General features: G+C 69.8%; 22 protein-coding genes. 17 read left to right on the top strand and 5 right to left on the bottom strand.

Going from position 1 to position 24,589, the window contains the following annotated elements; all coding sequences use genetic code 11:
- The first annotated feature begins 44 nt into the window (after positions 1–44).
- The 4 genes from ABZZ22_RS02290 (at position 45) to ABZZ22_RS02275 (ending at position 5,014) form a co-directional block, all read left to right on the top strand.
- A complete protein-coding gene (locus ABZZ22_RS02290) occupies positions 45–704 on the top strand; it encodes a hypothetical protein (protein WP_354926389.1) in 660 nt (219 codons plus the stop codon).
- Positions 705–760: 56 nt separating this feature from the next.
- Positions 761–1,606: a GNAT family N-acetyltransferase gene (locus ABZZ22_RS02285; protein WP_354926387.1), complete on the top strand. Its 846-nt coding sequence runs from the start codon at positions 761–763 to the stop codon at positions 1,604–1,606.
- Positions 1,607–1,681: 75 nt separating this feature from the next.
- Positions 1,682–3,442 (top strand): proline--tRNA ligase, encoded by a 1,761-nt coding sequence (locus ABZZ22_RS02280; protein ID WP_354926385.1) that lies wholly within the window; start codon positions 1,682–1,684, stop codon positions 3,440–3,442.
- Positions 3,443–3,502: 60 nt separating this feature from the next.
- Entirely contained in the window at positions 3,503–5,014 is a 1,512-nt protein-coding gene (locus ABZZ22_RS02275) for an acetyl-CoA hydrolase/transferase family protein (protein ID WP_354926383.1), read from the top strand.
- Between the two features lie 366 nt (positions 5,015–5,380).
- Here the strand turns inward: ABZZ22_RS02275 and ABZZ22_RS02270 are convergent, their stop codons facing one another.
- Positions 5,381–5,827: a DUF4439 domain-containing protein gene (locus ABZZ22_RS02270; protein ID WP_354926381.1), complete on the bottom strand. Its 447-nt coding sequence runs from the start codon at positions 5,825–5,827 to the stop codon at positions 5,381–5,383.
- Entirely contained in the window at positions 5,824–6,246 is a 423-nt protein-coding gene (locus tag ABZZ22_RS02265) for a hypothetical protein (protein ID WP_354926379.1), read from the bottom strand. The genes ABZZ22_RS02270 and ABZZ22_RS02265 overlap by 4 nt, the downstream gene beginning before the upstream one ends.
- A 180-nt stretch (positions 6,247–6,426) precedes the next feature.
- Between ABZZ22_RS02265 and rimP the strand changes: the two genes are divergently transcribed.
- The 7 genes from rimP to truB all read left to right on the top strand — a co-directional run bounded on the left by rimP (position 6,427) and on the right by truB (position 13,726).
- Positions 6,427–6,909 (top strand): ribosome maturation factor RimP, encoded by a 483-nt coding sequence (gene rimP / locus ABZZ22_RS02260; protein ID WP_354926377.1) that lies wholly within the window; start codon positions 6,427–6,429, stop codon positions 6,907–6,909.
- 3 nt (positions 6,910–6,912) lie between these two features.
- Positions 6,913–7,890: a transcription termination factor NusA gene (nusA, locus tag ABZZ22_RS02255; protein WP_354926375.1), complete on the top strand. Its 978-nt coding sequence runs from the start codon at positions 6,913–6,915 to the stop codon at positions 7,888–7,890.
- Positions 7,891–7,916: 26 nt separating this feature from the next.
- Positions 7,917–8,816 (top strand): alpha/beta fold hydrolase, encoded by a 900-nt coding sequence (locus ABZZ22_RS02250; RefSeq protein WP_354926373.1) that lies wholly within the window; start codon positions 7,917–7,919, stop codon positions 8,814–8,816.
- A gap of 77 nt (positions 8,817–8,893) precedes the next feature.
- Positions 8,894–9,256: a YlxR family protein gene (locus ABZZ22_RS02245; RefSeq protein ID WP_354926371.1), complete on the top strand. Its 363-nt coding sequence runs from the start codon at positions 8,894–8,896 to the stop codon at positions 9,254–9,256.
- 93 nt (positions 9,257–9,349) lie between these two features.
- Positions 9,350–12,295 (top strand): translation initiation factor IF-2, encoded by a 2,946-nt coding sequence (gene infB / locus ABZZ22_RS02240; protein ID WP_354926369.1) that lies wholly within the window; start codon positions 9,350–9,352, stop codon positions 12,293–12,295.
- A gap of 82 nt (positions 12,296–12,377) precedes the next feature.
- Complete coding sequence (gene rbfA, locus ABZZ22_RS02235; protein ID WP_354926368.1) at positions 12,378–12,857, top strand: 30S ribosome-binding factor RbfA; 480 nt, start codon at positions 12,378–12,380, stop codon at positions 12,855–12,857.
- Positions 12,854–13,726, top strand: coding sequence for a tRNA pseudouridine(55) synthase TruB (truB, locus tag ABZZ22_RS02230; RefSeq protein ID WP_354926366.1), 873 nt, complete (start codon positions 12,854–12,856; stop codon positions 13,724–13,726). The genes rbfA and truB overlap by 4 nt, the downstream gene beginning before the upstream one ends.
- 14 nt (positions 13,727–13,740) lie before the next feature.
- Here the strand turns inward: truB and ABZZ22_RS02225 are convergent, their stop codons facing one another.
- Entirely contained in the window at positions 13,741–16,125 is a 2,385-nt protein-coding gene (locus ABZZ22_RS02225) for a penicillin acylase family protein (protein WP_354926364.1), read from the bottom strand.
- A gap of 122 nt (positions 16,126–16,247) precedes the next feature.
- On the opposite strand from ABZZ22_RS02225, the gene ABZZ22_RS02220 reads away from it, so the two are divergent.
- Both ABZZ22_RS02220 and ABZZ22_RS02215 read left to right on the top strand, forming a co-directional pair.
- Complete coding sequence (locus tag ABZZ22_RS02220) at positions 16,248–17,183, top strand: bifunctional riboflavin kinase/FAD synthetase (RefSeq protein ID WP_354926362.1); 936 nt, start codon at positions 16,248–16,250, stop codon at positions 17,181–17,183.
- A gap of 94 nt (positions 17,184–17,277) precedes the next feature.
- Positions 17,278–18,114, top strand: a complete 837-nt coding sequence (locus ABZZ22_RS02215; protein WP_354926360.1) for a hypothetical protein — start codon at positions 17,278–17,280, stop codon at positions 18,112–18,114.
- A gap of 26 nt (positions 18,115–18,140) precedes the next feature.
- Here the strand turns inward: ABZZ22_RS02215 and ABZZ22_RS02210 are convergent, their stop codons facing one another.
- Positions 18,141–18,422 (bottom strand): hypothetical protein, encoded by a 282-nt coding sequence (locus ABZZ22_RS02210; RefSeq protein WP_354926358.1) that lies wholly within the window; start codon positions 18,420–18,422, stop codon positions 18,141–18,143.
- 270 nt (positions 18,423–18,692) lie between these two features.
- Here ABZZ22_RS02210 and rpsO point away from each other — a divergent pair, with 270 nt between their 5' ends.
- Entirely contained in the window at positions 18,693–18,968 is a 276-nt protein-coding gene (gene rpsO, locus ABZZ22_RS02205; protein ID WP_179657071.1) for a 30S ribosomal protein S15, read from the top strand.
- Between the two features lie 8 nt (positions 18,969–18,976).
- Here rpsO and ABZZ22_RS02200 read toward each other — a convergent pair whose 3' ends face one another.
- Positions 18,977–19,933, bottom strand: a complete 957-nt coding sequence (locus ABZZ22_RS02200; protein ID WP_354926356.1) for a DUF559 domain-containing protein — start codon at positions 19,931–19,933, stop codon at positions 18,977–18,979.
- A gap of 175 nt (positions 19,934–20,108) precedes the next feature.
- Here ABZZ22_RS02200 and ABZZ22_RS02195 point away from each other — a divergent pair, with 175 nt between their 5' ends.
- The 3 genes from ABZZ22_RS02195 to ABZZ22_RS02185 all read left to right on the top strand — a co-directional run bounded on the left by ABZZ22_RS02195 (position 20,109) and on the right by ABZZ22_RS02185 (position 24,528).
- On the top strand, positions 20,109–20,696 hold the full coding sequence (locus ABZZ22_RS02195; protein WP_354926354.1) for a hypothetical protein: 588 nt from the start codon (positions 20,109–20,111) through the stop codon (positions 20,694–20,696).
- Between the two features lie 203 nt (positions 20,697–20,899).
- Positions 20,900–23,161: a polyribonucleotide nucleotidyltransferase gene (locus ABZZ22_RS02190; RefSeq protein ID WP_354926352.1), complete on the top strand. Its 2,262-nt coding sequence runs from the start codon at positions 20,900–20,902 to the stop codon at positions 23,159–23,161.
- On the top strand, positions 23,158–24,528 hold the full coding sequence (locus tag ABZZ22_RS02185) for a pitrilysin family protein (RefSeq protein ID WP_354926350.1): 1,371 nt from the start codon (positions 23,158–23,160) through the stop codon (positions 24,526–24,528). Before ABZZ22_RS02190 ends, ABZZ22_RS02185 begins: the two co-directional genes overlap by 4 nt.
- Positions 24,529–24,589 lie beyond the last annotated feature (61 nt).

The raw sequence follows: 24,589 nt of genomic DNA, 5'->3' as shown, positions 1-24,589 counted from the left end.
CGCCTCCACATGTCTCTTGTTCCCTCCTCAGACTGGCGACAACAGTGACCAATCTCTGGCTTGCCATCGATCACGCTAACGATGGGCTGTTCCGCACCCCGGACTCCTCCGACATCAGGTTCGAGCTCCTCGACCTGGTGGCCCACGCCCCCGGCTGGGGCATCGTCGTGCGTCCAGCGCAGGGGCACGGCGAGGTACGCCCGGAGCTCGCCTGCGCCGGACTCCCGGACATCGAGACCGTCGAAGAGCTCATCGTCCCCACGAGATCGACCGACGCCGTCAAGGTCGGCTTCGAGGACCACCAGGCGGGCTGCGCGCCGATCGCGCAGGCCGTGCTCGAACGCCTGCCGGGCTATCACCGGGTCTTCCTCGAGCCCTACTGCGCGAGGCCGGGCTGTCTCGACGATCTGGCCGCACTCGCCGAGCGCTCGGGAGAGACCGGCATCGTGCTCAAGCTCAAGGTGAACGACGAGGGCATCGCGGCCATCGAGCGCGCCGACATCGGGAGAGCGCCCTGGGTCGCACGGTCGGACGGGATGAGCTGGGACGACTTCAACAAGCGTCTGCCGCAGGTCCGAGCGCTCGGTGCCGGCGGCGTGATGGTGGGCCGGGCGGTGTGGGGCGACACGGGCGCGGCCGGTCAGGACGTACTGCTCAAGACCGTCCGCGAGCGGATGCACTCGATCGAGCGCATCTTTGCGTGATCCGGCCTGCGAGCCGAGGCGCGACGTACAACCGGATTGGCTCTAGGCTCGATGACATGCTGACGACGCGCCAGGGGATCCGCCCGCTGCATGCGGGGGATCTGAGTGCGTTCCTGGAGCTGACCGGTCAGGATCCGGTGGTCAACGTGTTCGCGGAATACCGGGCGCGCACCACCAACCTCGAGCCGCGTTGGCTCGGCGGCGAGATCTGGGGCCGCTGGGACGGTGGCGACCTGGTCGCGGCCTGCCATGTCGGCGCCAACCTGGTCCCGATCCAGGCCACCGAGGAGGATGCGTACGCCTTCGGTGAGCGGGCCCGCAACCGCGTACGCACCGTCTCGACGATCGTGGGGCGGCAGCCCGCGGTGCGCTCGCTGTGGAGCGCGATCGGTGAGTCCTGGGGGAAACCGCGCGACGAGCGCTGGGAGCAGCCTCATCTCGAGCAGCAGCTGCAGAGCCTGGTCGAGCCGGACCCCTTCGTACGCCGCACGGTCCGCGCCGACATGGAGGTCCTCTATCCGGCGTGCGTGGCGATGTACACCGAGGAGGTCGGGATCTCGCCCGAGACCGGCGGTGGCCGTGACCTCTACCGCGCCCGGGTGCTCCAGCTGATCGCGCGCGGCTGGTCCTTCGCGCGGATCGAGGACGGCGAGGTCGTCTTCAAGGCAGAGGTCGCCTGCGCGACGCCGGGCGCCGCCCAGATCCAGGGGGTCTGGGTGCCCGCGCACCGCCGCGGCGAGGGCCTGGCCGCCCGCGGGATGGCCGCGGTCTGCGACATCGTCCGTCGCGAGGTCGCCCCCCGCATCTCCCTCTACGTCAACGAGTGGAACGCCCCCGCCCGCCGCGCCTACGAGCGGGCCGGCTTCCTCGAGACGGCCCGCTTCTCCACCATCATGTTCTGAGCCTGCTCGGGGCCGGTCACAACACACCCAGAACCGGTTCGCGGGAGCGGTCCGTTGCGCCGTACGCTTGCCCGCATGATCGCCCGTATGTCGACCCTGTTCGTGCGGACTCTTCGTGAGAGTCCCGCGGACGCCGAGGTCGCGAGCCACCAGCTGCTTGTCCGTGCCGGCTACATCCGCCGCGCCGCTCCGGGGATCTACTCCTGGCTGCCGCTGGGACTGCGCGTGCTCGGCAAGGTCGAGGCGATCATCCGCGAGGAGATGGCCGCGATCGGGTCCCAGGAGGTGCACTTCCCCGCGCTGCTGCCGCGCGAGCCCTACGAGGCGACCGGCCGCTGGACGGAGTACGGCGACGGCATCTTCCGGCTCAAGGACCGCAAGGAGGCCGACTACCTGCTCGGCCCCACGCACGAGGAGATGTTCACGCTTCTGGTCAAGGACCTCTACGGCTCCTACAAGGACCTGCCGCTGGCGCTCTACCAGATCCAGACAAAGTACCGCGACGAGGCGCGTCCCCGTGCCGGGCTGCTGCGCGGGCGCGAGTTCATCATGAAGGACTCCTACTCCTTCGACTACACCGACGAGGGCCTCGAGGCCGCCTACCAGGCCCACCGTGCGGCGTACGTCAAGGTCTTCGACCGCCTCGGGTTCGAGTACGTCATCGTCAAGGCGACCTCCGGTGCGATGGGCGGCTCGGCCTCCGAGGAGTTCCTGGCCGTCTCCGAGGCCGGCGAGGACACCTTCGTCCGCTCGGCCGGGGGCTACGCCGCCAACGTCGAGGCGGTCACGACCCTGGCCCCCGAGCCGATCTCCTATGAGGGCGTGCCCGCCGCCCACGCCGAGGACACCCCCGACACACCGACGATCCAGACTCTCGTCGACCACCTCAACGAGGCGTTCCCGCGCGAGGACCGTCCCTGGGAGGCCGGCGACACGCTGAAGAACGTGCTGCTGACGCTGCGCCACCCCGACGGCACCGTCGAGCCGCTTGCCGTCGGCTTGCCCGGCGACCGCGACGTCGACATCAAGCGTCTCGAGGGGCAGCTGGAGCCGATCGAGGTCGAGCCGATGGACGACGTCGAGCTCAAGAAGCACCCCGAGCTGGTCAAGGGCTACATCGGCCCCGAGGCGCTGGGGGAGTCCTCGGCTTCGGGGATCCGCTACCTCGTCGACCCGCGCGTCGTCACCGGCACCCGCTGGGTCACCGGCGCCAACGTCGAGGGCAAGCACGTCATCGATCTGGTCGCCGGCCGCGACTTCACCCCCGACGGCACCATCGAGGCCGCCGAGGTGCGTGAGGGCGACCCGGCTCCTGACGGCTCCGGCCCGCTGACGCTGGCCCGCGGCATCGAGATGGGCCACGTCTTCCAGCTCGGCCGCAAGTACGCCGACGCCCTCGGCCTGCAGGTCCTCGACGAGAACGGCAAGCTCGTCACGGTCACCATGGGCTCCTACGGCATCGGTGTCACCCGGGCCGTGGCCGCCGTCGCCGAGGGCACCCTCGACGACATCGGCCTGGCCTGGCCCCGCAACGTCGCTCCGTACGACATCCACCTCGTCGCCACCGGCAAGGACGCCGCGATCTTCCAGGCCGCTTCGATGCTCGCCGGTGAGCTCGAGGCCGCCGGCATCGACGTGCTCTACGACGACCGCCCCAAGGTCTCTCCCGGTGTGAAGTTCAAGGACGCCGAGCTCATCGGCGTCCCGACCATCGTCACCGTCGGCAAGGGTCTGGTCGAGGGCAAGATCGAGGTCAAGGACCGTAAGAGCGGCGAGAGGACCGAGGTCGCTCTCGACGACGTGGTCGCTCACCTGACCGAGGTCGTCCGCGGCTGACCCACCCCCGCCCGCCATTTCTACCGACTCGGCGAGCGGGGGTGAGGCAAGATCGATCCCATGACGGGGCTCAGGATTCTTGACCGTACGCTCGCCGGGCGGGCGATGAGCGCCGCGGAGGCGGCCGAGCAGATCGCGCCGGGGGAGACCGTGGGGTTCTCGGGGTTCACCGGGGCCGGGCACCCGAAGGCGGTGCCGGCGGCGCTGGCACGACGTATGCGGGCGGCTCATGAGCGTGGCGAGGAGTTCAGGGTCCAGGCGTGGACCGGTGCCTCGACGGCGCCCGACCTCGACGGCGTCCTCGCCGAGGCGCACGGGCTCTCCAAGCGGCTTCCCTACAACGGTGACCCGCTGCTCCGCCGGCAGATCAACTCCGGCGAGGTCGAGTACGTCGACGTACATCTGTCCCACGTCGCCCAGCACAGCTGGTTCGGCTTCTACGGCGGCCTCGACGTCGCCGTCGTCGAGGTGGCGGCGATCCTCCACAACGGGCTGCTCGTCCCCTCCTCGAGCGTGGGGAACAACAAGACCTGGCTGGAGAACGCCGACAAGGTGATCCTCGAGGTGAACAGCTGGCAGCCGCGAGGGTTCGAGGGCTTCCACGACATCTACTACGGCACCCGCCTGCCGCCCCAGCGAGCACCGATCCAGCTCACCACGCCGATGCAGCGGATCGGCGACCCCTACCTCCGGGTCGACCCGGCGAAGGTGGTCGCCGTCGTCGAGACCGACCAGCCCGACCGCAACACGCCGCTGCGCCCGGTCGACGACAACAGCCGCGCGATGGCGGACCTCCTCGTGGACTTCCTCCGGCACGAGGTGCGCAACGACCGGCTGCACCGGAGCCTGCTGCCGCTCCAGGCCGGCGTCGGCAACGTCGCCAACGCGGTCCTGGCCGGCCTCCAGGAGAGCGAGTTCGAGCATCTGACGGCCTACACCGAGACGATCCAGGACGGCCTCCTCGACCTCCTCGACTCGGGCAAGCTGATCGGCGTCTCGTCGACGTCCTTCGGGCTCTCCGAGGAGGGCGCTCAGCGGTTCAACGACGACATCCACCACTACAAGGGCCGGATCCTGCTGCGGCCGCAGGAGATCTCGAACCATCCGGAGGTCGTACGGAGGCTGGGCCTCATCGCGATCAACGGCATGGTCGAGGCCGACATCTATGGCAACGTGAACTCCACCCACGTCGCCGGCTCCTCGATCGTCAACGGCATCGGCGGCTCGGGCGACTTCGCCCGCAACGCGTATCTCAACTTCTTCGTCTCTGCCTCGACCGCCGAGAACGGCGCGATCTCCTCGATCGTGCCCTTCGTCAGCCACGTCGACCACACCGAGCACGACGTGCAGGTCGTGATCACCGAGCAGGGGCTGGCCGACCTGCGCGGACTCTCGCCGCGGGCACGGGCGCGGAAGATCATCGACCGCTGCGCGCACCCCGGCTACCGCGACCGGCTCGTCGATTACTTCGAGCGCGCCCAGCGCGAGCGTCCCGATGCCGTGCACACGCCGCACCTGCTCGGTGAGGCGCTCTCTTGGCATAGTTCCTACGTCGAGACCGGACACATGTGAGCCGGGAAGGTCTCGGATCTGTCTCGATGCGTCTGCGCGAGCGGACAGGGTCTTCGAAGATCGGTACGGTGCTGAAGGTCTCCCTGTGCCCCGCCGCCCGGCGGCTGAGCGGCCATACACCAGATCGCTCGCTCCTGGGAATGACACCAGGAAAAGTTGCAAGTTCTTGCAATGCGCTTTTGCGGGTCTGGGCCATTCTGAGCGGGGATTGCATACTTCTGCAAGAGAGGTCCGCCCCCAGGCGGCTTCTCAGGCCTCGTGTCCAGGCCAAAACCTGGCCCGCGAGCCGCCCGGATTCGGGAGACATCTCGGGAGTCTCCCGCGCCGGACGGTTCGCGGGCCATCTCGGCTTTTGGTGGCGCTGGCCTAGGTTCCAGGGAACGCCGTCGGCTTCGCGCCGAGGTCGAGCTGCCGCGCGGCCGCCCGGCAGAGCAGCTGGACGAGCAGCGTGCGGTCGGTGCCGGTCGCCTTCGGGACCAGGGAGAGATAGGTCGCGGTGGTGTCCCGCTCCAAGCGCAGGGCCGCGGCGTTGATGCCCTCGGCCGACCCGGTCTGGCGGGGCACGTCGTAGACGGCGGAGGACGCGACCGGCTCGAGCCCCGCGGCCACCACGCGGACGGCCAGGGCCTCGCGGGCGTTCACGTGGTCGGCGTACGCGACCTCGAGCGCTCGCGCCAGCGCCGGTGTGGACGAGGCGGAGGTGCGCCCGCCCAGGGCGCCGATGAGGTAGATCGCAGCGTGCTCGACCGCGAGCGCAGCCTGGATGGCCTCTGTCGAGGCCGAGTCCGCGGCTGTCGTGCCGGCCCCCGTCATGCCAGGCCCCGTCCGTGCAGCAGCTGCTGCTGGCCGGCGGCTGCCGAGGCGAGCAGCGTGATCAGCTGCGGGTCCGCGGCATGCCCGGCAGCGGCGGTGAGCGTGGTGACCAGGGCGAGCTGACGTTCCTGCCAGCGGCCCTGCGCCGGCGCGGCCGTGACGCCCTCGGACGGCGCCAGCGCCTCGATGTGGACGCGATGGAGCTGGACGAAGGCCGCCGGCGCGCCCGCGTCGGCGCCGAGGATCTCCGCGACCGTGGCGTCGATCACACTCTGGTCGGGGTTGGCGGGGGCCGGGGGAGTGCTCGGCGGCGGTGCTTTGACAGGATTGAGCATCTCCGAGGCCGAACACGCCGAGGCGGCCATCGGAGCGACCACGGCGACGGCCACAGCGGTGCGGCGCGAGAGCATCCTGAACACGTGAGGAACCCTAGCCACACCCGGCGAGAGTCGCGTCAGCGGCTTTCCAACACAACCGCGTGCTGTGCGAGACACCCGAGGCGTACAGGTAAGGTGTCATCGGCGGCGCCGCGTGCTCGGCGGCCCACACAATTGGACCAGCCAACAGGATCAGACAACAGGATGCAGGGGGAGATCGCGTTGAGTGCTGAGCGGAAGGACGCGATCGCGAGTGCCATCGAGGAGGCCCTTGTCGACCCGCTTCTGGTCCTGGGCCTCGACGTCGAGGCAGTGGAGATCACGCCGGCCGGCAAGCGCCGGATCCTGCGGATCGCCGTCGACAAGGACGGCGGGATCACCCATGAGGGGGTCACCGAGGCGACCCGTGAGGTCAACCGGGTCCTCGACGAGTCCGACGTCATGGGCGAGCAGCCATACACGCTCGAGGTCACCTCTCCCGGTGTCGACCGGCCGCTGACCCTGCCGCGCCACTGGCGCCGCAACAAGGGTCGCCTGGTCAAGGTCACCACCGTCGACGGCTCCACGTTCGCCGGCCGCGTCAAGGAGTCCGACGAGGAGCGCGCGAGCCTCGAGGTGAGCGGCAAGCGCCGCGAGGTGGCGTACGCGGAAGTGAAGAAGGCGCTTGTGCAGATCGAGTTCAAGCGGATCGACGAGGGGGAGTAGGCCATGGACATCGATATGAGCATCCTGCGGATGCTGGAGCGGGAGCGGGAGATCTCGCTCGATGTGCTCGTCGAGGCGATCGAACAGGGCCTGCTGACGGCCTACCACAAGACCGGCGAGTCCCAGACGAAGGCGCGGGTCGACCTCGACCGTAAGACCGGGCACGTACGCGTGCTGGCTGCGGAGGTCGACGACGAGGGCAACGTCGTCGGGGAGTACGACGACACGCCCGAGGGCTTCGGCCGGATCGCCGCCACCACCGCCAAGCAGATCGTGCTGCAGCGGCTGCGCGACGCCGAGGACGACGTGAAGTTCGGTGAGTTCTCCGGCAAGGAGGGCGACATCCTCTCCGGCGTCATCCAGCAGGGCCGCAACCCCGACGACGTGCTCGTCGACCTGGGCCGACTCGAGGGCGTCATCCCGCTCTCCGAGCGCGTGCCCGGTGAGGACTACAGCCACGGCACCCGGATCAAGGCGCTCGTGGTGAGCGTGCGCAAGGGCATGCGTGGTCCGCAGATCACGCTCTCGCGCTCCCACCCCAACCTGGTCAAGAAGCTCTTCTCCTTCGAGGTCCCCGAGATCGCCGACGGCACCGTCGAGATCGCCGCGATCGCCCGAGAGGCCGGCCACCGCACCAAGATCGCCGTCCATTCGACCGTCGCCGGCGTCAACGCCAAGGGTGCCTGCATCGGCCCGATGGGGCAGCGGGTCCGCCAGGTCATGTCCGAGCTGCAGGGCGAGAAGATCGACATCGTCGACTGGTCCGAGGACCCGAAGGTGCTCGTCGCCTCCGCGCTCTCCCCGGCCCGGGTCGCCGCGGTGCAGATCATCGACGAGGCGACCAAGTCGGCTCGCGTCGTCGTGCCCGACTACCAGCTCTCGCTGGCCATCGGCAAGGAGGGGCAGAACGCCCGCCTCGCCGCTCGCCTCACCGGCTGGCGCATCGACATCCGCTCCGACGAGGAGACCCCGGTCGCCTGAGCCTCGCGGCTGGCTAGCCTGTGCGCATGCCGAACGTGCGTGAGACAGCTCTGACCGGGTCCGAGGGCATTCTGGTGGAGCCGGAAGGTGCCACCACCGGGGTCCTCGTCCTGTCCGGGTCCTCGGGGCGGGTCGAGACCGATCGGTGCCGGATGCTCGCCGCGCACGGCGTGGCGGCTGCGTCGATCCGCTACTTCGGCGGCCCCGGACAGCCGGGCGAGGCCCGCCTGATGCCGCTGGAGACGTTCGACGACGTCCTCGCCGAGCTCCACTCCCGCTACCAGCGGCTGGTGGTGCTGGGCACGTCCTGGGGCGCCCAGGCGGCGCTGCTGCTCGGCACGCTGCATCCCGAGATCGACGCGGTGGTCGCGATGTCCCCGACGTACGTCTCCTGGGCCGGCCTCAGCGACGAGCGGCCGCAGCGGTCCTCGTGGACGCTGCGCGGCGAGCAGGTGCCATTCGTACCCTTCGACGACGAGGCGATCGAGGAGGCGACCGGAGTGAGGTCGAGCGGCGAGCTTGCTCGTCCGCTCGCGCCGAGCGAGGGAGCAAGCGCGCGAAGCGCGCAGGCCGATGGGGAGCTCCCGTCGTTCTGCGAGGCCTACCTCTCGGCTCTGGAGAAGTACGCCGACCGGGTGCCCGCCGCGACCATCGCGGTCGAGCGCATCGCCGGTGAGGTCGTCCTGGTCGCCGGGGGCGATGACGCGCTGTGGCCGTCGGTCCTCTTCGCGGAGGCGGTCCGGCGCCGACGTACGGCCCACGACCTGGAGACCATCGTGGTCACCCATCCCGACGCCGGTCATCGGGTCGTGCTGCCCAGAGAGCCCGTGCTCCCGCTCAGCCGGCGGCTCGACTGGGGCGGTTCGGAGGAGGCCGACCGCGAGCTCGGCCTGCTGGCCTGGCCGGAGATCGCCGCCGTCCTGTGAGGTCGGGTCACGGAATAGGAACGACCTGTGCCCCGGTTTAGTCTCCCGAACCCCGTAAGCGGTAGTGTTGAGTATCGGTGGCACGCCTCGAAGAAACTACGCAGAACGGACCCGTCCGTACGTGCGTGGGTTGCCGGAAGCGAGCCGCCAAGCGCGAGTTGTTGCGGGTGACCGCCGGCTCGGGCCACGACGGCCACCCGGCCGTGGTGCCCGATCCGACAGCCACCGCACCCGGGCGAGGGGCGCATCTGCATCCCACGCGTGAGTGCTACGAACTCGCGGTGCGCCGGAAGGCGTTCACCCGGGCCCTGTTCCCGAAAGGCAGGGGGGGCGCGGGCGGGCTTTCCAGCGCACCGGTGGAGGACTACCTCGACAAGCGCCCGACATCCACGACCGTCGCCGACGGTCAACTGACCAGGAACTGGAGCAAAAGCTCATGAGCACTCGATGAGTACTTCGCGATGAGCGTGTTCTACAACCATTAGTGGTCACAGTTTCACCCGGATTTCGGGTCTGTGGCCAGAAGGAGAAACGTGGCTAAGACCCGAGTCCACGAACTCGCCAAAGAGTTCGGAGTCGAGAGCAAGTTCGTTCTCGAGAAGTTCAAGGAGATGGGTGAGTTCGTCAAGTCGGCGAGCTCGACCGTCGAGCTGCCTGCGGAGATGCGTTTCCGCAAGGAGATCGGCCCCGGCCTGAAGTCCGGCGGCAACGGTGGATCCTCGTCCACGGACGAGAAGACCGCCCCCAAGCCCGGCCCCAAGCCGGCCGCCCCCAAGCCTGCTGCCCCGAAGAAGGCCGCGGACAAGGCGCCCGAGAAGCCTGCCGAGAAGCCTGCCGAGGCGCCTGCGGCGTCCAAGCCGGCCGGCCCCAGGCCCGGCCCGAAGCCCCCGGCCAAGAAGGCCGAGGCTCCGCCGGCAGCCCCCGCGGAGTCGGCTCCGGCCGCTCCCAAGACCAGCCCGAGCGAGCCGGCAGGCACCGACCGAGGCGAGCGACGCCCGGCCGCGCCCAAGCCTGGTGCGCCCAAGCCTGGTGCGCCGAAGCCCGGCACTCGTCCGCAGACCCCCGCGGCTCGCGGCGGCTCTGGTGGTGCCGGTCGTCCCGGACCCCGTCCGGTCGGCAAGCCCGGCGCTCCGCGCCCGGGCAACAACCCGTTCTCCTCCAACCAGGGCATGGGGCGTCCGCGTCCCGGCGGCCAGGGTGGAGGCCAGGGCGGTCAGGGCGGAGGCCAGGGCGGTGCCCCGGCCGGTGGCGACCAGCGTCCGCCGCGTCCTGCTGCTGCCCGTGAGGGTGGCCAGGGTGGTGGCGGCCGTCCCGGCATGCCGCGTCCCAACCCGGCGATGATGCCGAAGTCCCCGGCCGCGTTCGGTGCCCGTCCTGGCGGCGGTCCCGGCGGCGGTGGCGGCGGTCGTGCCGGTGCTCCGGGTCGTCCCGGCGGCGGTGGCCGCCCGGGTGCCGGTGGTCGTCCCGGTGGCGGCGGCGGTGCTCCGGGTCGTCCCGGTGGCGGTGGCTTCGGCGGTCGTCCGGGCGCCGGTCGTCCCGGTGGTCGCGGAACGACCCAGGGTGCCTTCGGTCGCCCGGGTGGCCCCTCGCGTCGTGGCCGGAAGTCGAAGCGGGCGCGTCGTCAGGAGTTCGAGGCCATGGAGGCCCCGACGATCGGTGGCATCCGCGTCCGCAAGGGCAACGGCGAGACCGTGCGTCTCGCCCGTGGGTCCTCGCTGACCGACTTCGCCGAGAAGATCGGCGTCGACCCGGCCCAGCTGGTGCAGATGCTGTTCGGCCTCGGAGAGATGGTCACCGCGACCGAGTCCGTCAACGACGAGACCCTCGAGCTGCTCGGTGAGGAGCTCAACTACATCGTCTCGGTCGTCTCCCCCGAGGACGAGGACCGCGAGCTGCTGGAGTCCTTCGACATCGAGCTCGGCGACGAGGGCGACGAGTCCGACTGGACGGTCCGTCCGCCGGTCGTCACCGTCATGGGTCACGTCGACCACGGTAAGACCAAGCTGCTCGACGCCATCCGTGACGCCAACGTCATCGAGGGCGAGGCCGGTGGCATCACCCAGCACATCGGTGCCTACCAGGTCGCGACCGAGGTCGACGGCCAAGAGCGCAGGATCACCTTCATCGACACCCCGGGCCACGAGGCGTTCACCGCCATGCGTGCTCGTGGTTCGCAGTCCTCGGACCTCGCGGTCCTCGTGGTCGCGGCCGATGACGGCGTGATGCCGCAGACGATCGAGGCGCTCAACCACGCCAAGGCGGCCGGCGTCCCGATCGTGGTCGCGATCAACAAGATCGACAAGCCGGAGGCGGACCCGACCAAGATCCGTGGCCAGCTGACCGAATACGGCGTCATCCCCGAGGAGTACGGCGGCGACACCATGTTCGTCGAGATCTCGGCGAAGTCGCGGATCAACATCGAGGGCCTCCTCGAGGCGGTCGTGCTGACCGCCGACGCCTCGCTCGACCTGCAGGCCAACGCCAGCCAGGACGCTCAGGGCATCGTCATCGAGGCTCACCTCGACCGTGGCCGCGGCCCCGTCGCGACCATCCTGGTCCAGCGCGGCACGCTGCGTGTGGGTGAGTCCATCGTCGCCGGTCCGGCCCATGGCCGTGTCCGCGCGATGATCGACGAGTACGGCCACGAGATCACCGAGGCGACTCCGTCGCGTCCGGCGATGGTCCTGGGTCTCTCGGCGGTGCCGGGTGCGGGCCAGAGCTTCCTGGTCGTCGAGGACGACCGGATGGCTCGCCAGATCGCCGAGAAGCGCGAGGCGCGCGAGCGTGCTGCGCAGCAGGCCAAGCGCCGCGTACGCCGCACGCTGGAGGACTTCATGGCCTCCATGGAGAAGGGCGAGAGCCAAGAGCTCAACCTCATCCTCAAGGGCGACGTGTCCGGTTCGGTCGAGGCTCTCGAGGACGCACTGGCCAAGATCGACGTGGGTGGCGACGAGGTCTCCATCCGGGTCATCGACCGCGGTGTCGGTGCGATCACCGAGACCAACGTCGACCTGGCTGCTGCCTCCGACGCGATCATCATCGGCTTCAACGTCCGCCCGCAGGGCAAGGCGACGGAGCTGGCTGACCGCGAGGGTGTCGAGATCCGCTACTACTCGGTCATCTACCAGGCGATCGAGGAGATCGAGGCGGCCCTCAAGGGCATGCTCAAGCCGGAGTACGAGGAGAAGAGCCTCGGCAAGGCGGAGATCCGCGCGATCTTCCGCTCGTCGAAGGCCGGAAACATCGCCGGCTGTATGGTCACCGAGGGCCTCATCCGCCGCAACGCCAAGGTTCGCGTTCTGCGCGACGGCGCCGTGGTGGCCGACAACCTCGACCTCGCCTCGCTGCGCCGCGAGAAGGACGACGCCTCCGAGGTCCGCGAGGGCTTCGAGTGCGGTCTGGTCCTGAAGAACTTCCAGGACATCAAGGAAGGCGACTTCATCGAAGCCTTCGAGATGGTGGAGATTCCCAGGGGCTGAACGAGCCTCTGACGTTGGCCGGGTCGCAGTCGCGGCCCGGCCAACGTCTCGATTTGCTTCGATTATTTGAGAGAGTGTGAACATGAGTAGCCCACGGGTGCGTCGGATCGCTGACCGGATCAAGGTCGTTGTCGCTCAGATGCTGGAACGGCGGATCAAGGATCCGCGGATCGGCTTCGTCACCATCACCGATGTCCGGGTGACCGGTGACAGCCAGAACGCGACGATCTTCTACACGGTGCTGGGAGCGGACTCGGAGGCCGAGCTCGCCGGCACGGCGGCCGCGCTGGAGTCGGCCAAGGGGCTGATCCGCTCCGAGGTCGCCAAGCAGCTCGGCACACGCACCGCCCCGACGCTGGAGTTCATCCACGACGCGCTGCCGGAGACGGCTCGCCACCTCGACGACGTGCTCGCCCGCGCCAAGGCGCAGGACGACGCGGTCGCCGCCGCTCGTGTGGAGTCCTACGCCGGCGAGCCCGACCCCTACAAGAAGCCGCGTGAGGCCGAGGACGAGTGGGACCCTTCGACAGGCTCAGGGCACCGCGAGGACGACGAGGAGTGAGTGCTCCTTCTGGTCTCGTCATCGTCGACAAGCCCGCCGGGGTCACCTCCCACGACGTCGTCGCGCGCGTGCGTCGTCTGGCCGGCACCCGCAAGGTCGGGCATGCCGGCACCCTGGACCCGATGGCCACCGGCGTACTCGTCCTCGGCGTCGAGCGTGCCACCCGGCTGCTCGGTCACCTGATGCTGACCGAGAAGGCCTACGACGCGACGGTCCGGCTCGGAGTCTCGACGACCACCGATGATGCTGAAGGGGAGGTCGTCGCGGAGAAGGTCGCCAGCGGACTGGCCGCCGAGGACGTACGCAGCTCCTTCGCCACCCAGGTCGGCGACATCCTCCAGGTCCCGACCGCGGTCTCGGCGATCAAGGTCGACGGCAAGCGCGCCTACCAGCGCGTACGCGACGGTGAGCAGGTCGAGCTGAAGGCCCGGCCGGTCACGGTGCACGAGCTGACCGTCGGGGACGTCCGGGTCGAGGGCGACGTGGTCGACGTCGACATCTCGGTGCGCTGTTCCAGCGGCACCTACATCCGCGCGATCGCCCGCGACGTCGGCGAGGCGCTCGGGGTCGGTGGACATCTGACGGCGCTGCGCCGCACCGCCGTGGGGCCCTACGACCTGGACGTCGCCAGGACGCTCGACGAGCTCGGCGACGAGTTCGCCGTGCTCCCGTTGGCCGAGGCCGCTCGCGCTGCGTTCCCGGCGTACGACCTCTCCGAGGCGCAGGCGCAGGACGTCCGCTACGGGCGCAAGCTCGGGCTCGCGCTCGACAAGATCACGGCTGTCTTCGCTCCCGACGGCGAGTTCCTCGCGCTCTATGAGCCGGTCGGACCCGAGCTCGCCAAGGCGAGCGCCGTCTTCGTCGGCTGACACCCCACGCCGAGTCAGCGCAGGCGCACGGTCTCGACCAGGTCTGCCTCGATCTCCTCGTCGGTCCAGGGGAAGTCGACCCACTTCTCCTCGGAGAAGAGGCGGGTCTGGTCGCTGGACCAAGGCGAGGCGGGGTCCTCGTACTGGCCGTAGGTCAGGATCGTGCGCGGCTCGACGCCGTCCGGGCCGAACGAGACGGCCTGGATGTGGGAGGAGCCGTAGGTGATCGGCCGCGCGTAGCCGGTGTTCTGCACCGGGCTGTGGGAGGCGAGCGCGTTGGCGTTGCCGGCCAGGTTGCCCTCACCGCCGCCGAGGGGCAGCGGGGGAGCGCCGCGGTCGGCGGCGACCTGGTAGGCACCCCATGGCGAGTCGATCGGTAGGCCGGTCGCCTTCACGGCCGCGATCGCGCCCTTCATCGCCTTGATCGTGCCCGGCGTCGTGCGCAGCCCGCGCGGCGTGTCGAGCGGGTCGTCGGGGTCGAACGGCACCCGCCAGAGCCGGAGCCCGGCCGGGGCCCGTTCGACGAACTCGGTGAAGATCGCGGTGCCGACCGAGGTCGCGTCCGATCGTCCGTCCCATCCGGCCAGGACGGCGCAGGCCTGCTTCTCGCCGGTGAGCCGACAGACCCGGTCGAGCGCGCCGTCGGCCCTCATCACCTCGGCTGTCCGCTGCCGGTTGTCGTACTCGTGGTCCGCCAGCGAGGCGGGCGTCTCGACGCCGTGCGCGGCGAGCTGGTCGATGACGTAGCGGGCCACCATCTGCGTACGCATCGTCCGCTCGCAACGCTCGCAGCCGAGGATCGCGGGGTAGCCCTCCAGCGGGGCCTCCGGGTTGGGCAGCCAGTGGGAGTCGTTGGCGTTCATCACCCAGTCGCGGCGTACGACGTCGGGGAGGTGCTCGTCACCGAGGATCCCGGGGCGCTGGGCATCGGCATCGGCTCCCCAGGCGCAGGAGGACCCGGCGCGGTTGCCGTCGAGACCGGGCAGGCCGGCGACGACGTTCAGCAGCCTGCCGACGACCGTCATACAGCGTGCGGCGAGCCTGTCGGTGACGTGCGGGACGACCGAGTGGTCGGCGTAGAGGGCGTCACCGTGGCGGTCGGCCGCGATCGTGTTGACCCACGGCATCCCGCCACCGGCGTCCTGGCGCTCCAGCAGGTCCCCGACCGAGGAGGCAGAGCCCATGCCGAGGAAGGTGTCGATGGTGCGCAGGTGCTCGGCGTTGGCGTCCCGGATCGCCCAGAAGCTCTGCGACCCCCAGGCCATCAGCTGCGAGGGCGAGTCGATGACGTAGCCCTCGGGCGTGCGGTAGAGATCCTCGGTGACCGTGGTCGTGCCCGAGGCGGTCTTGACCTCGACCTCGACCTCCCGCCGCTCGGCCCGCTCCACCCCGTCCGAGGTGAGGTAGCGGGTTCCCGGCCCGAGGGTGGTGTACTCGTACGGCGTGAACCGGTAGGCGGTCGAGACCGTGTGGCTCCAGGCGACGTCGTCGTTCCAGCCGATGTTCACCGCCGGCGAGCCGATCAGCGAAGCGCCGGCCACGTCGTACTCGCCGGGGATCGTCAGGTGCTGCTGGGTGAACCGGTAGCGGCCCTGCCACGGGAAGTGCGGGTTGCCGAGCAGCATCCCGGCACCGGTCGAGCTGGCATCGCCGCCGATCGCGGTCGCGTTCGACCCGAAGGAGCGCTCGGGGTCACGGCCGAACGAGGCCAGCAGATTCTGCTTGTCCACCTTCGCGGCCGCAGCCGGCACCTCGGCTGCGGTGGTGGGCAGCGACGGCAGCCCCAGGGCGCCGGGCAGATCGGGCAGGCCGGGGTCGGTCAGCGACGGGGGAGAGGCGGCGTTCATCTCGCCGACGAACTGTCCGGCCGAGGCGATCAGGTTGGCGAGATAGACGCCGTACCAGACGTCGGTCCCGGTGACGTCGGGGCGGAGGTAGGGAGCGCCCGCGCAGGCCGGGTCGGTGACCTCGTGCGTACGCAGCCACTCGTTGACCCCGGCGGCGTAGCCGCGCACCATCTGCTTCGCGCGCGTCGACGGCCCGGCTGGTGATTCGAGCAGCCGCTCGACCACCTGCCGGTTGTGGAGATCACCCACGAGCACGTCCGAGTCGAGGTTGGTGGTCGGCTTGGAGACGCCGTCGTCGTAGATCTTGTCCGCGCCGAGCCAGCGGGAGCGTACGCCGCGGGCGCTGAGCAGGATGTCGGCCAGGGTGCAGGTGGCCTCACCGGCGGTCGCCCAGCCGCTGCCGTAGCCCAGCGAGCCCCAGTCGCGGGCGGTGATGTGTGGGATCCCGTGCTCGGTGATCCGCACCTTCGCGTCGTACCCGGGCTTCGGCTCGGCGGCCTCCGCAGGAGCGCTGAGCGCTCCCGCGAGCAGGACCAGCGGAGCGAGGGACATGGTGGCTCTGCGTACGAGGCTCTCCATGCCTCGACCAACGAGAATGGGTAGAACAGGTTACTGTTTGGTTGCCAGGTGGCCCGGATCCCGGGAAGGGGACCGAGGATGGATATTCTGGCGGCGTGTTCTGGAGAAGTCTGAGCGAGGTGCCCGCCGACCTCGGCCGCACCTGTGTCGTGGTCGGCAACTTCGACGGCGTCCACCTCGGGCACCAGCATGTGCTGCGCCGGGGGCGCGAGGTGGCGGACGCCAAGGAGCTCACCCTGGTGGCGGTCACCTTCGACCCGCACCCGATGGCGGTGCTGCGGCCCGAGCACGCTCCCGGTGTGCTCACCACGATGGAGGTCCGCGCCGAACTGCTGCTCGCGGCCGGCGCCGACGCGGTGCTCGCGCTGCCGTTCGACATGGAGATGGCCAACTGGTCGCCCGAGGACTTCGCCCAGCGGGTCCTCGTCGACGCGCTGCACGCCGAGGCGTGCGTGGTCGGCGCCAACTTCCGCTACGGCTGCAAGGCCGCCGGCGACGTGGCCGACTTGGTCGCCTACGGCAAGGTCCACGACTTCTCCGCCGAGGGGATCCCGCTCGACGGCGGCCCCCAGGTCTGGTCCTCGACCTACATCCGGACGTGTCTGGCTGCTGGCGACGTCACCGGTGCGGCCGAGGCCCTGGGCCGCCCTTACTCCGTGCGCGGGATCGTCGTCAAGGGTGACCAGCGCGGCCGGGAGCTCGGCTTCCCGACGGCGAACGTGCCCACCGACTCGCTGACCGCGGTGCCGCCCGACGGCATCTACGCGGGCTGGCTGACCCGGCGCGACACCGGCGAGCGTTTCCCGGCGGCGATCTCGGTCGGCACCAACCCCACCTTCGAAGGCGTGGTCGGGCGCCGGGTCGAGTCCTACGTGCTCGACCGTGACGACCTCGAGCTCTACGGCGTCGAGGTCGAGGTCGCCTTCGTGGAGCGGCTGCGCGGCATGGTCGCCTTCGAGGGGATCGACGCGCTCGTGGAGCAGATGCACGCCGACGTGGTGCGGGCGCGCGAGATCCTGGTGGAGCAGTAGAGATCGCGCCGGTGGGGGCAGGCGGCCCCATCCGTGCGATCTCCTACCCCGGCGCCCTATCCAGCGGGGTGCCGGTGCGGTTGAATGTCTCGCCATGGATCCCCACTCCACCCCCACGTCCGCCTACGAGGCCGAGGTCGAGGCCGAGCGTCCTCGCGGCGGCATCCCGGCCGTCCTCAACGCGGTCCTGGTCACCGGCGGGCTCTGGGCCCTCCAGTTCTTCGCCGGCTCGGCGCCGCTGTCCACCTGGGCCGACGAGAACGGCACCAACTCGGCCAGCTGGCTGCCCGCGCTGCTGGGGGACCGGCTCACCTACTTCGGCAACGGCTCCTTCGGCGACCTCCTCTCCGGTGACGCCCTGGTGCACTCCGTCGTCCTCACCGTGACCGTCTTCGCGCTGACCTGGCTGCTGACCTGGCTCGCCACCATCGGCATCTGGCCGAGGGCGTTCTGGCCGGTGTTCCTCGGCTGCTGGTTCGCCGCGATCGTCGCCACGGCCGTCGGCCAGGTCGCCGAGAGCCTCTACGCCTACCTCTCCGACGGCCGCTCCGGCTGGCTGCTGGCAACGCTCGGAGACGTGCTCGAGTCGGGGGCTGCGTACGGGCTCACCTATGGGTGGGCGACCGGGTTCCTGATCGCGCTGATCTGGCTCGCGGTGCCGGGAAAGCGACCGGAGGTGGAGGATTACGCGCCGATGTCGGCACTCATCCCGGGCAGCTCCGCGGGCGCGGCCGGTGGCTACGGTCAGCAGCTGCGCTCCACTGTCGCCGTGCCGACCGCCCAGACCAGCCTGATGTCTGCCTCGCCGTCCGGGCGGTCTGCTCAGCCCGTCCAGGTCCGCACCTTCACCGGGCCCGCTCGCGCCTCCGGGCCGGCCGGCGACACGGCCGCCTGGAAGGACTTCGTGCGCGACGTGCGCGGCCGGTCCTGACCGGCCGGTCCTGAGTCGGCTGCTCGTCACCCGCTGAGAGGCTGCTGCGTACGGATCTGGGGCCTGTGGTCGCCTGGCTGCGGCCGCTGTGGTGGATCGTGCGGGCCTGGGCGGCGAGCCGAGCTCGACCCGAACGCATTCGCGAGCGGGGACGCCGATGCGCCGAAGATCCAGGAGCCGCCGCTGGCGACCGTGCCGAAGGTCTCGCTGCCCGGGATCGGGACGAGCTCGCCGAGCGCGTCGCCGTCCGTCTCGCCGAGTGCTCCGGAGATGCCGTGAGCTGACGATGCAACCGGATCCGGCTCCACCGCGTCTTACTCGATGAGGAGAGAGCCGAGGGGGAGAGCGATGAAGTACTGGTGGAGGTTGCGTCGGCGGGTGGCGCGGCTCGTGCTCGTGGCCTGATCCGGCGACGATTCGGGGGTATGCCGGCGCGCTGTTAATCTTCTCGGGTTGTCGGTCCATGGGGATCGGCAGCTCAAGCCGTGAAATCGGCCGCGGATCAAGAGTGCCCCGGTGAACAGGCCCGGGCGCGCCGCGCAACGAGTTGGGCCCACGGGCCGGAAGGGAGCCTTCGCATGGCAGTTGGAACTGACGCGGAGACCAAGAAGAAGATCATCGCCGAGCACGCCACGACCGAGGGTGACACCGGCTCGCCGGAGGTGCAGATCGCGCTGCTGTCGCACCGCATCTCCCACCTGACCGACCACCTCAAGGAGCACAAGCACGACCACCACAGCCGTCGTGGTCTGCTGCTGCTCGTCGGCCAGCGCCGCCGCCTTCTCAACTACCTTCAGAAGAAGGACATCGAGCGCTACCGCTCGATCATCGAGAAGCTCGGCCTTCGTCGCTGATCTGATTCTCAACGCGTACGCGACGGGCCGTCTCCCATCTGGGAGGCGGCCCGTTCGTCATTTGTCGCTGTGCGGTCGGCGTCACCGCGTAGGTTCACAAGCGAGCGCGCCAGGAGCTCGCCGTCCGCGTCGGGAAGGGCTGCGACCCGCGAGAGGATGCGGAGCACCTCGTTCTGCCCGCTCATCACCTGCTCGTAGGTGAAGCGGATCAGTCGCCAGCCCGCGAGGGTGTAGCAGTTGTAGCGCTCGCAGTCGCGGCTGAATGCGTCCCGCCCGCTGTGGAAGGTGAACGAGTCCGCCTCGATCAGCACGCCTTTGCTCAGGCAGGTCAGGTCCGGATGGAAGACGATGCCGCCGGCGAGGACGGCGCGTTGGGGCACCACGTCGAGCCCCGAGTCGAGACAGAGTGCGCGCAGGACCGACTCGAACGGGTTCGCGGCGCGCTCGTGTGCGGCGTCCAGGACCTTGTGCACCCGGGCCGCCCCAGCTCCGCTGACGCGCACGGATCCGAGATCGGTCACCTGGCCTGAGCGCAGCGCTGAATCGGCCACGGCGAGAGCCTCGTCGAACGGCAGCTGTCGGGCGCAGTCGATGACGGTGCGCAGGGGAGTGGTGACGCGGTTGCGTACGTCCCGAAGCTCGAGTCTGAGCCACAGCACCCGCGCGTCGCTGCGACCTCGACCGCGCCGGGTGCCGCGTGGCACCGCGATCTCAGGCAGAGTTGGCTCGGTCTTCAGGGCCCACCCGTGGGCCGCAGCAGCACTGCGGAGGGCGAGTGCTCCGCCGATCCGGGTGGCGAGGTCGAGACCGTCGGCGGTCGCGGGGAGCGCGTACCTCCCGTGCTCGACGCGAACGATCCGCCCGTCGGTCACGGCTTTACGGATGCTCGATCGGGTCGAGCTCGCCAGCAGCGCCCGGTAGGGCGCGGCGCCGCCGAGCTCGCGTAGTACCGCCTCAGCATCCATGACTCCAGCATCAACCATTTCGCCGACCGATAGAAGCGTTAGACGACAGTCTGTCGCTGCACGCCAGAACGGTCGGTCGGGTTCGGTTGCGGTATGGCCTCCTCGAGGCCCTTTCTCTACGTCGTCTGGGGCGCGATTGCTGGTGCGACCTCCGGGTGCGGTCGTACGGTGAGGTATGAGCATCTCGGGGGCAGTGAGTCGGGGCAGGCGTGATCCCGGCATCGTCGCAGGGGTCGTGCTGGCTGGGCTGATGTGGCTGTCGACGCTGCTCGCCGCCGTGCCGGCGGTGGACGCGTGGGTGGTGCGCGCGTCCCGCACCGTGCCGTATCTACCGAGCCATGCGATGGGCTATTTCGGGTCGTTGACCTACGTCGATCTGTGGGTCGTCGTCTCGCTGGTGCTGAAGACCGGAGTGCTCTTCTCGGTCACCTTGGCGCTGGTGCGGGTGGCCGTCCGTGGGGTGCCACGGAGTGGCGGTGCCGCCGTGTTCCTCAGTGCCTGGATGGCCGCGCTGGTGGGATCTGTCGCCGGGGCGGTGGCGGGCGCGCTGCTGTGGAGCGTGGACCCTTCGATCACCGGTGTGGTCCATCCCGCGGCCTTCGTCGACGCGGTGACGTACGGACTGGGCGCCGGTGCCCTCTGGGGCTGGATCCCGGCCCTGGCGGTGCGCACAGTCTGGCGTGACGGGGTGGGCTCCGGTCTGGACGCGGGCGGCACGCGCGTGCCTCCGTTCCGCATTTCGGGCAAGGGACGGATAGGCTGAGGGAGGAGTGCTAGCGCCAAGCGCGCAGGCACTCGGAAAAACGAAACACATCACCAGGAGCGGCCCGCCCGTCCGGCTCGGTCCTCGGTAGTGATTCCCAGGTCCGTCGTGACCTGTGGGTCTCGATCGAAGACCGGCCCCGGTGCGCAACGAGCGCACATGCCCGGCGCGGGGGCGCTCCGAGACCTGACAAGGACGAATCCTTGACTGAACCAGTCATCACCGCCGTCGAGACGACCATCGACAACGGCAAGTTCGGCACTCGCACCGTCAAGTTCGAGACCGGGCTGCTCGCCCGGCAGGCCGCGGGTTCCGTGACCGCCTACCTCGATGACGAGACGATGCTGCTGTCTGCGACCACCGCATCCAAGCACCCGAAGGAGCACCTCGACTTCTTCCCGCTGACGGTCGACGTCGAGGAGCGGATGTACGCCGCGGGCAAGATCCCCGGCTCCTTCTTCCGTTCCGAGGGTCGCCCGGGTGAGGACGCGATCCTCACCTGCCGGCTGATCGACCGCCCGCTGCGCCCGACCTTCAAGAAGGGTCTGCGCAACGAGGTCCAGGTCGTCATCACCGTCATGGCGCTCGACCCCGACCACCCCTACGACGTGCTCGCGATCAACGCCGCGTCGATGTCCACCCAGCTCTCCGGCCTGCCGTTCTCCGGCCCGGTCGGCGGCGTTCGCGTCGCCCTGATCGAGGGCCAGTGGGTCGCCTTCCCGAGCCACAGCCAGCTCGAGAACGCCGTCTTCGACATGGTCGTCGCCGGCCGTGTCACCGACTCCGGTGACGTCGCCATCATGATGGTCGAGGCCGAGTCCACCGAGCAGACCTGGGACCTGGTCGCCTCCGGCGCCCAGGCGCCGACCGAGCCGATCGTGGCCGGCGGTCTGGACGCTGCCAAGCCGTTCATCAAGCAGCTTGTCGAGGCCCAGGCCGAGCTGGCCAAGCAGGCCGCCAAGCCGGTCCAGGACTTCCCGATCTTCCTGGACTACCAGGACGACGTCTACGAGGCCGTCGAGGCCACCGTGGGCGCCGACATCACCGACCTCTACACCGTCGGTGGCAAGCGCGAGCGCACGCTCGGCAAGCAGGAGCGCGACGAAGAGGCCGACCGGATCAAGGCTGCGCTGCTCGAGAAGCTCGGTGCCCAGTTCGAGGGCCGCGAGGGTGAGATCGGCGCTGCTTTCCGCGCCCTGACCAAGAAGGCCATCCGCGAGCAGGTCCTGCGCGACCAGGTCCGCATCGACGGTCGTGGCCTGGCCGACCTCCGCCCGCTGCACTCCGAGGTCGGCGTGATCCCGCGGGTCCACGGCTCGGCGCTGTTCGAGCGCGGTGAGACCCAGATCCTGGGCGTCACCACCCTCGACATGCTCAAGATGGAGCAGCAGCTCGACACGCTCTCCCCGGAGAAGCACCGCCGCTACATCCACAAGTACATCTTCCCGCCGTTCTCCACCGGTGAGACCGGCCGGGTCGGCTCGCCCAAGCGCCGCGAGGTCGGCCACGGTGCGCTCGCCCGCCGCGCGCTCCTGCCGGTGCTGCCGAGCCGCGAGGAGTTCCCCTACGCGATCCGTCAGCTCTCCGAGGCGATGGGCTCGAACGGCTCCACCTCGATGGGCTCGGTCTGCGCCTCGACGATGTCGCTGCTCAACGCCGGTGTGCCGCTGAAGGCCCCGGTCGCCGGTATCGCGATGGGTCTGATCTCCGGTGAGATCGAGGGTGAGACGAAGTACGTCGCGCTCACCGACATCCTCGGTGCCGAGGACGCCTTCGGCGACATGGACTTCAAGGTCGCCGGCACCGCGGAGTTCGTGACCGCGCTGCAGCTCGACACCAAGCTCGACGGCATCCCGGCCGAGGTCCTCGCCCAGGCCCTCAACCAGGCAAAGGACGCGCGTGCGGCCATCCTGGAGGTCATGCACGAGGCCATCGGTGGCGTCGAGGAGCTGGCTGCGACCGCTCCGCGGATCATCACCGTGAAGGTCCCCGTGGACAAGATCGGCGAGGTCATCGGCCCGAAGGGCAAGGTGATCAACCAGATCCAGGAGGACACCGGCGCCCAGATCTCCATCGAGGACGACGGCACGGTGCTCATCGGCGCGACCGACGGCAGCGCCGCCGAGGCCGCCCGTGCGGCGGTCAACGCGATCGCCAACCCGACCATGCCCGAGGTCGGCGAGCGCTACCTCGGCACGGTCGTGAAGACGACCAACTTCGGTGCCTTCGTCGCCCTGCTCCCGGGCAAGGACGGCCTGCTCCACATCACCAAGCTGCGCGCCCTCAACGGCGGCAAGCGGGTCGAGTCGGTCGAGGACGTCGTCGAGGTCGGCCAGAAGATCCAGGTCGAGATCGCCGAGATCGACGACCGCGGCAAGCTCTCGCTCGCCCCGGTGCTCGAGGAGGAGGCCTCCTCCGAAGAGGCTCCTGCAGAGGCCGCCACCGAGGCTGCAGACGAGGAGTGACCTTGGCGTCACCCACCACCCGGGGGACCGGTCGACACGAAGGTGTCGGCCGGTCCTCCGGCTATGACCAGGAGCCCGGCACCACCGTCACTCTCGAGCAGACCGAGGTCAACGGCGCGGTGACGTCGTTGGTGCGCCGTACGGTCCACCCGTCCGGGCTGCGGATCGTGACCGAGCATATGGCCGGGGTCCGCTCGGCGGCGATCGGCGTCTTCATCGGCGTCGGCTCCCGGGACGAGACCACGCGTCAGCACGGCTGCTCCCACTTCCTCGAGCACCTGCTGTTCAAGGGCACCCCGTCGCGTACGGCCTTGGAGATCTCCTCCTCGCTGGACCGTGTGGGCGGGGAGTTCAACGCCTACACGGCCAAGGAGTACACGTGCTTCCACGCGCGCGTGCTCGATGTCGACCTGCCGCTGGCGGTCGACGTCATGGGCGACATGCTGACCTCCTCGCTGATCTCCGCCGAGGACGTCGAGGCCGAGCGTGACGTCATCCTCGACGAGATCGCGATGCACGACGACGATCCCGACGACGTCATCCACAACCTCGTCGCCGCGCAGGCGTGGGGCGCCGAGACGCCGCTCGGACGGGGCATCGCCGGCACCGAGGAGTCGATCTCCGCCTTGACCCGCGATGAGATCGACGAGTTCTACAAGACCCACTACGTGCCGCCCAGGATGGTCGTCGCGATCGCCGGCAACGTCGAGCACGACGAGGTCGTGGCGATGGTGGAGAAGGCGTTCTCCGGGTCGGGCTTCCTCGGAGCCTCCGCCGCTCCGGTGCCTCCTCGTGAGGGGTCGCCGATCGAGGTCGTCCCCGGCGAGGTCGGCGCCCAGCGCCCGCTCGAGCAGGTCAACGTGATCCTGGCCCGCCAGGGTCTGCAGCGGGGCGATGACCGTCGTTTCGCGTTCGAGGTGGTCAACACCGCGGTCGGCGGTGCGACTTCCTCGCGGCTCTTCCAGGAGGTCCGCGAGCAGCGGGGTCTGGCCTACTCGGTCTACTCCTACGCCTACAGCCACGCCGAGACGGGGCTCTTCGGGGTCCAGGTCGGCTGCCTGCCGGCCAAGCTCGACGAGGTGCTCGAGGTCGTACGCTCCGAGCTGGCCGCCGTCGCCCGCGACGGCATCACCGCCGAGGAGCTCGAGCTCGGCAAGGGGCAGCTGCGTGGCGGTCTCGTGCTCGGCCTCGAGGACTCGGCTTCCCGGATGTCCCGCATCGGCCGTGCCGAGCTGGTCCATCGCGAGCTCTACTCGATCGACGAGGTCCTCGCCCGGATCGACGGGGTGACCCTCGAGGAGTGCCGTGAGGTCGCGGCGGAGATCCTGTGCCGCCCCGAGATCCTGGCCGTAGTCGGCCCCGCCTGACCGGAGCCCGCCGAGACGTCGATTCTCGAGCCCGAGACGTCGCTTTCTGACGCCGAATGGA

It is taken from the genome of Nocardioides sp. NPDC006273, from assembly GCF_040613495.1.
In the GTDB taxonomy this organism is placed as follows: domain Bacteria; phylum Actinomycetota; class Actinomycetes; order Propionibacteriales; family Nocardioidaceae; genus Nocardioides.
The sequence above is the reverse complement of the archived record's forward strand: the minus strand, read 5'-3'. Positions and strand labels throughout refer to the sequence as shown.

Coding starts and splice junctions, on each gene's coding strand:
- ABZZ22_RS02285 (WP_354926387.1), top strand. CDS start 761: ATGCTGACGACGCGCCAGGGGATCCGCCCGCTGCATGCGGGGGATCTG.
- ABZZ22_RS02280 (WP_354926385.1), top strand. CDS start 1,682: ATGATCGCCCGTATGTCGACCCTGTTCGTGCGGACTCTTCGTGAGAGT.
- ABZZ22_RS02275 (WP_354926383.1), top strand. CDS start 3,503: ATGACGGGGCTCAGGATTCTTGACCGTACGCTCGCCGGGCGGGCGATG.
- ABZZ22_RS02270 (WP_354926381.1), bottom strand. CDS start 5,827: ATGACGGGGGCCGGCACGACAGCCGCGGACTCGGCCTCGACAGAGGCC.
- nusA (WP_354926375.1), top strand. CDS start 6,913: ATGGACATCGATATGAGCATCCTGCGGATGCTGGAGCGGGAGCGGGAG.
- ABZZ22_RS02250 (WP_354926373.1), top strand. CDS start 7,917: ATGCCGAACGTGCGTGAGACAGCTCTGACCGGGTCCGAGGGCATTCTG.
- rbfA (WP_354926368.1), top strand. CDS start 12,378: ATGAGTAGCCCACGGGTGCGTCGGATCGCTGACCGGATCAAGGTCGTT.
- ABZZ22_RS02225 (WP_354926364.1), bottom strand. CDS start 16,125: ATGTCCCTCGCTCCGCTGGTCCTGCTCGCGGGAGCGCTCAGCGCTCCT.
- ABZZ22_RS02215 (WP_354926360.1), top strand. CDS start 17,278: ATGGATCCCCACTCCACCCCCACGTCCGCCTACGAGGCCGAGGTCGAG.
- rpsO (WP_179657071.1), top strand. CDS start 18,693: ATGGCAGTTGGAACTGACGCGGAGACCAAGAAGAAGATCATCGCCGAG.
- ABZZ22_RS02200 (WP_354926356.1), bottom strand. CDS start 19,933: ATGGATGCTGAGGCGGTACTACGCGAGCTCGGCGGCGCCGCGCCCTAC.
- ABZZ22_RS02195 (WP_354926354.1), top strand. CDS start 20,109: ATGAGCATCTCGGGGGCAGTGAGTCGGGGCAGGCGTGATCCCGGCATC.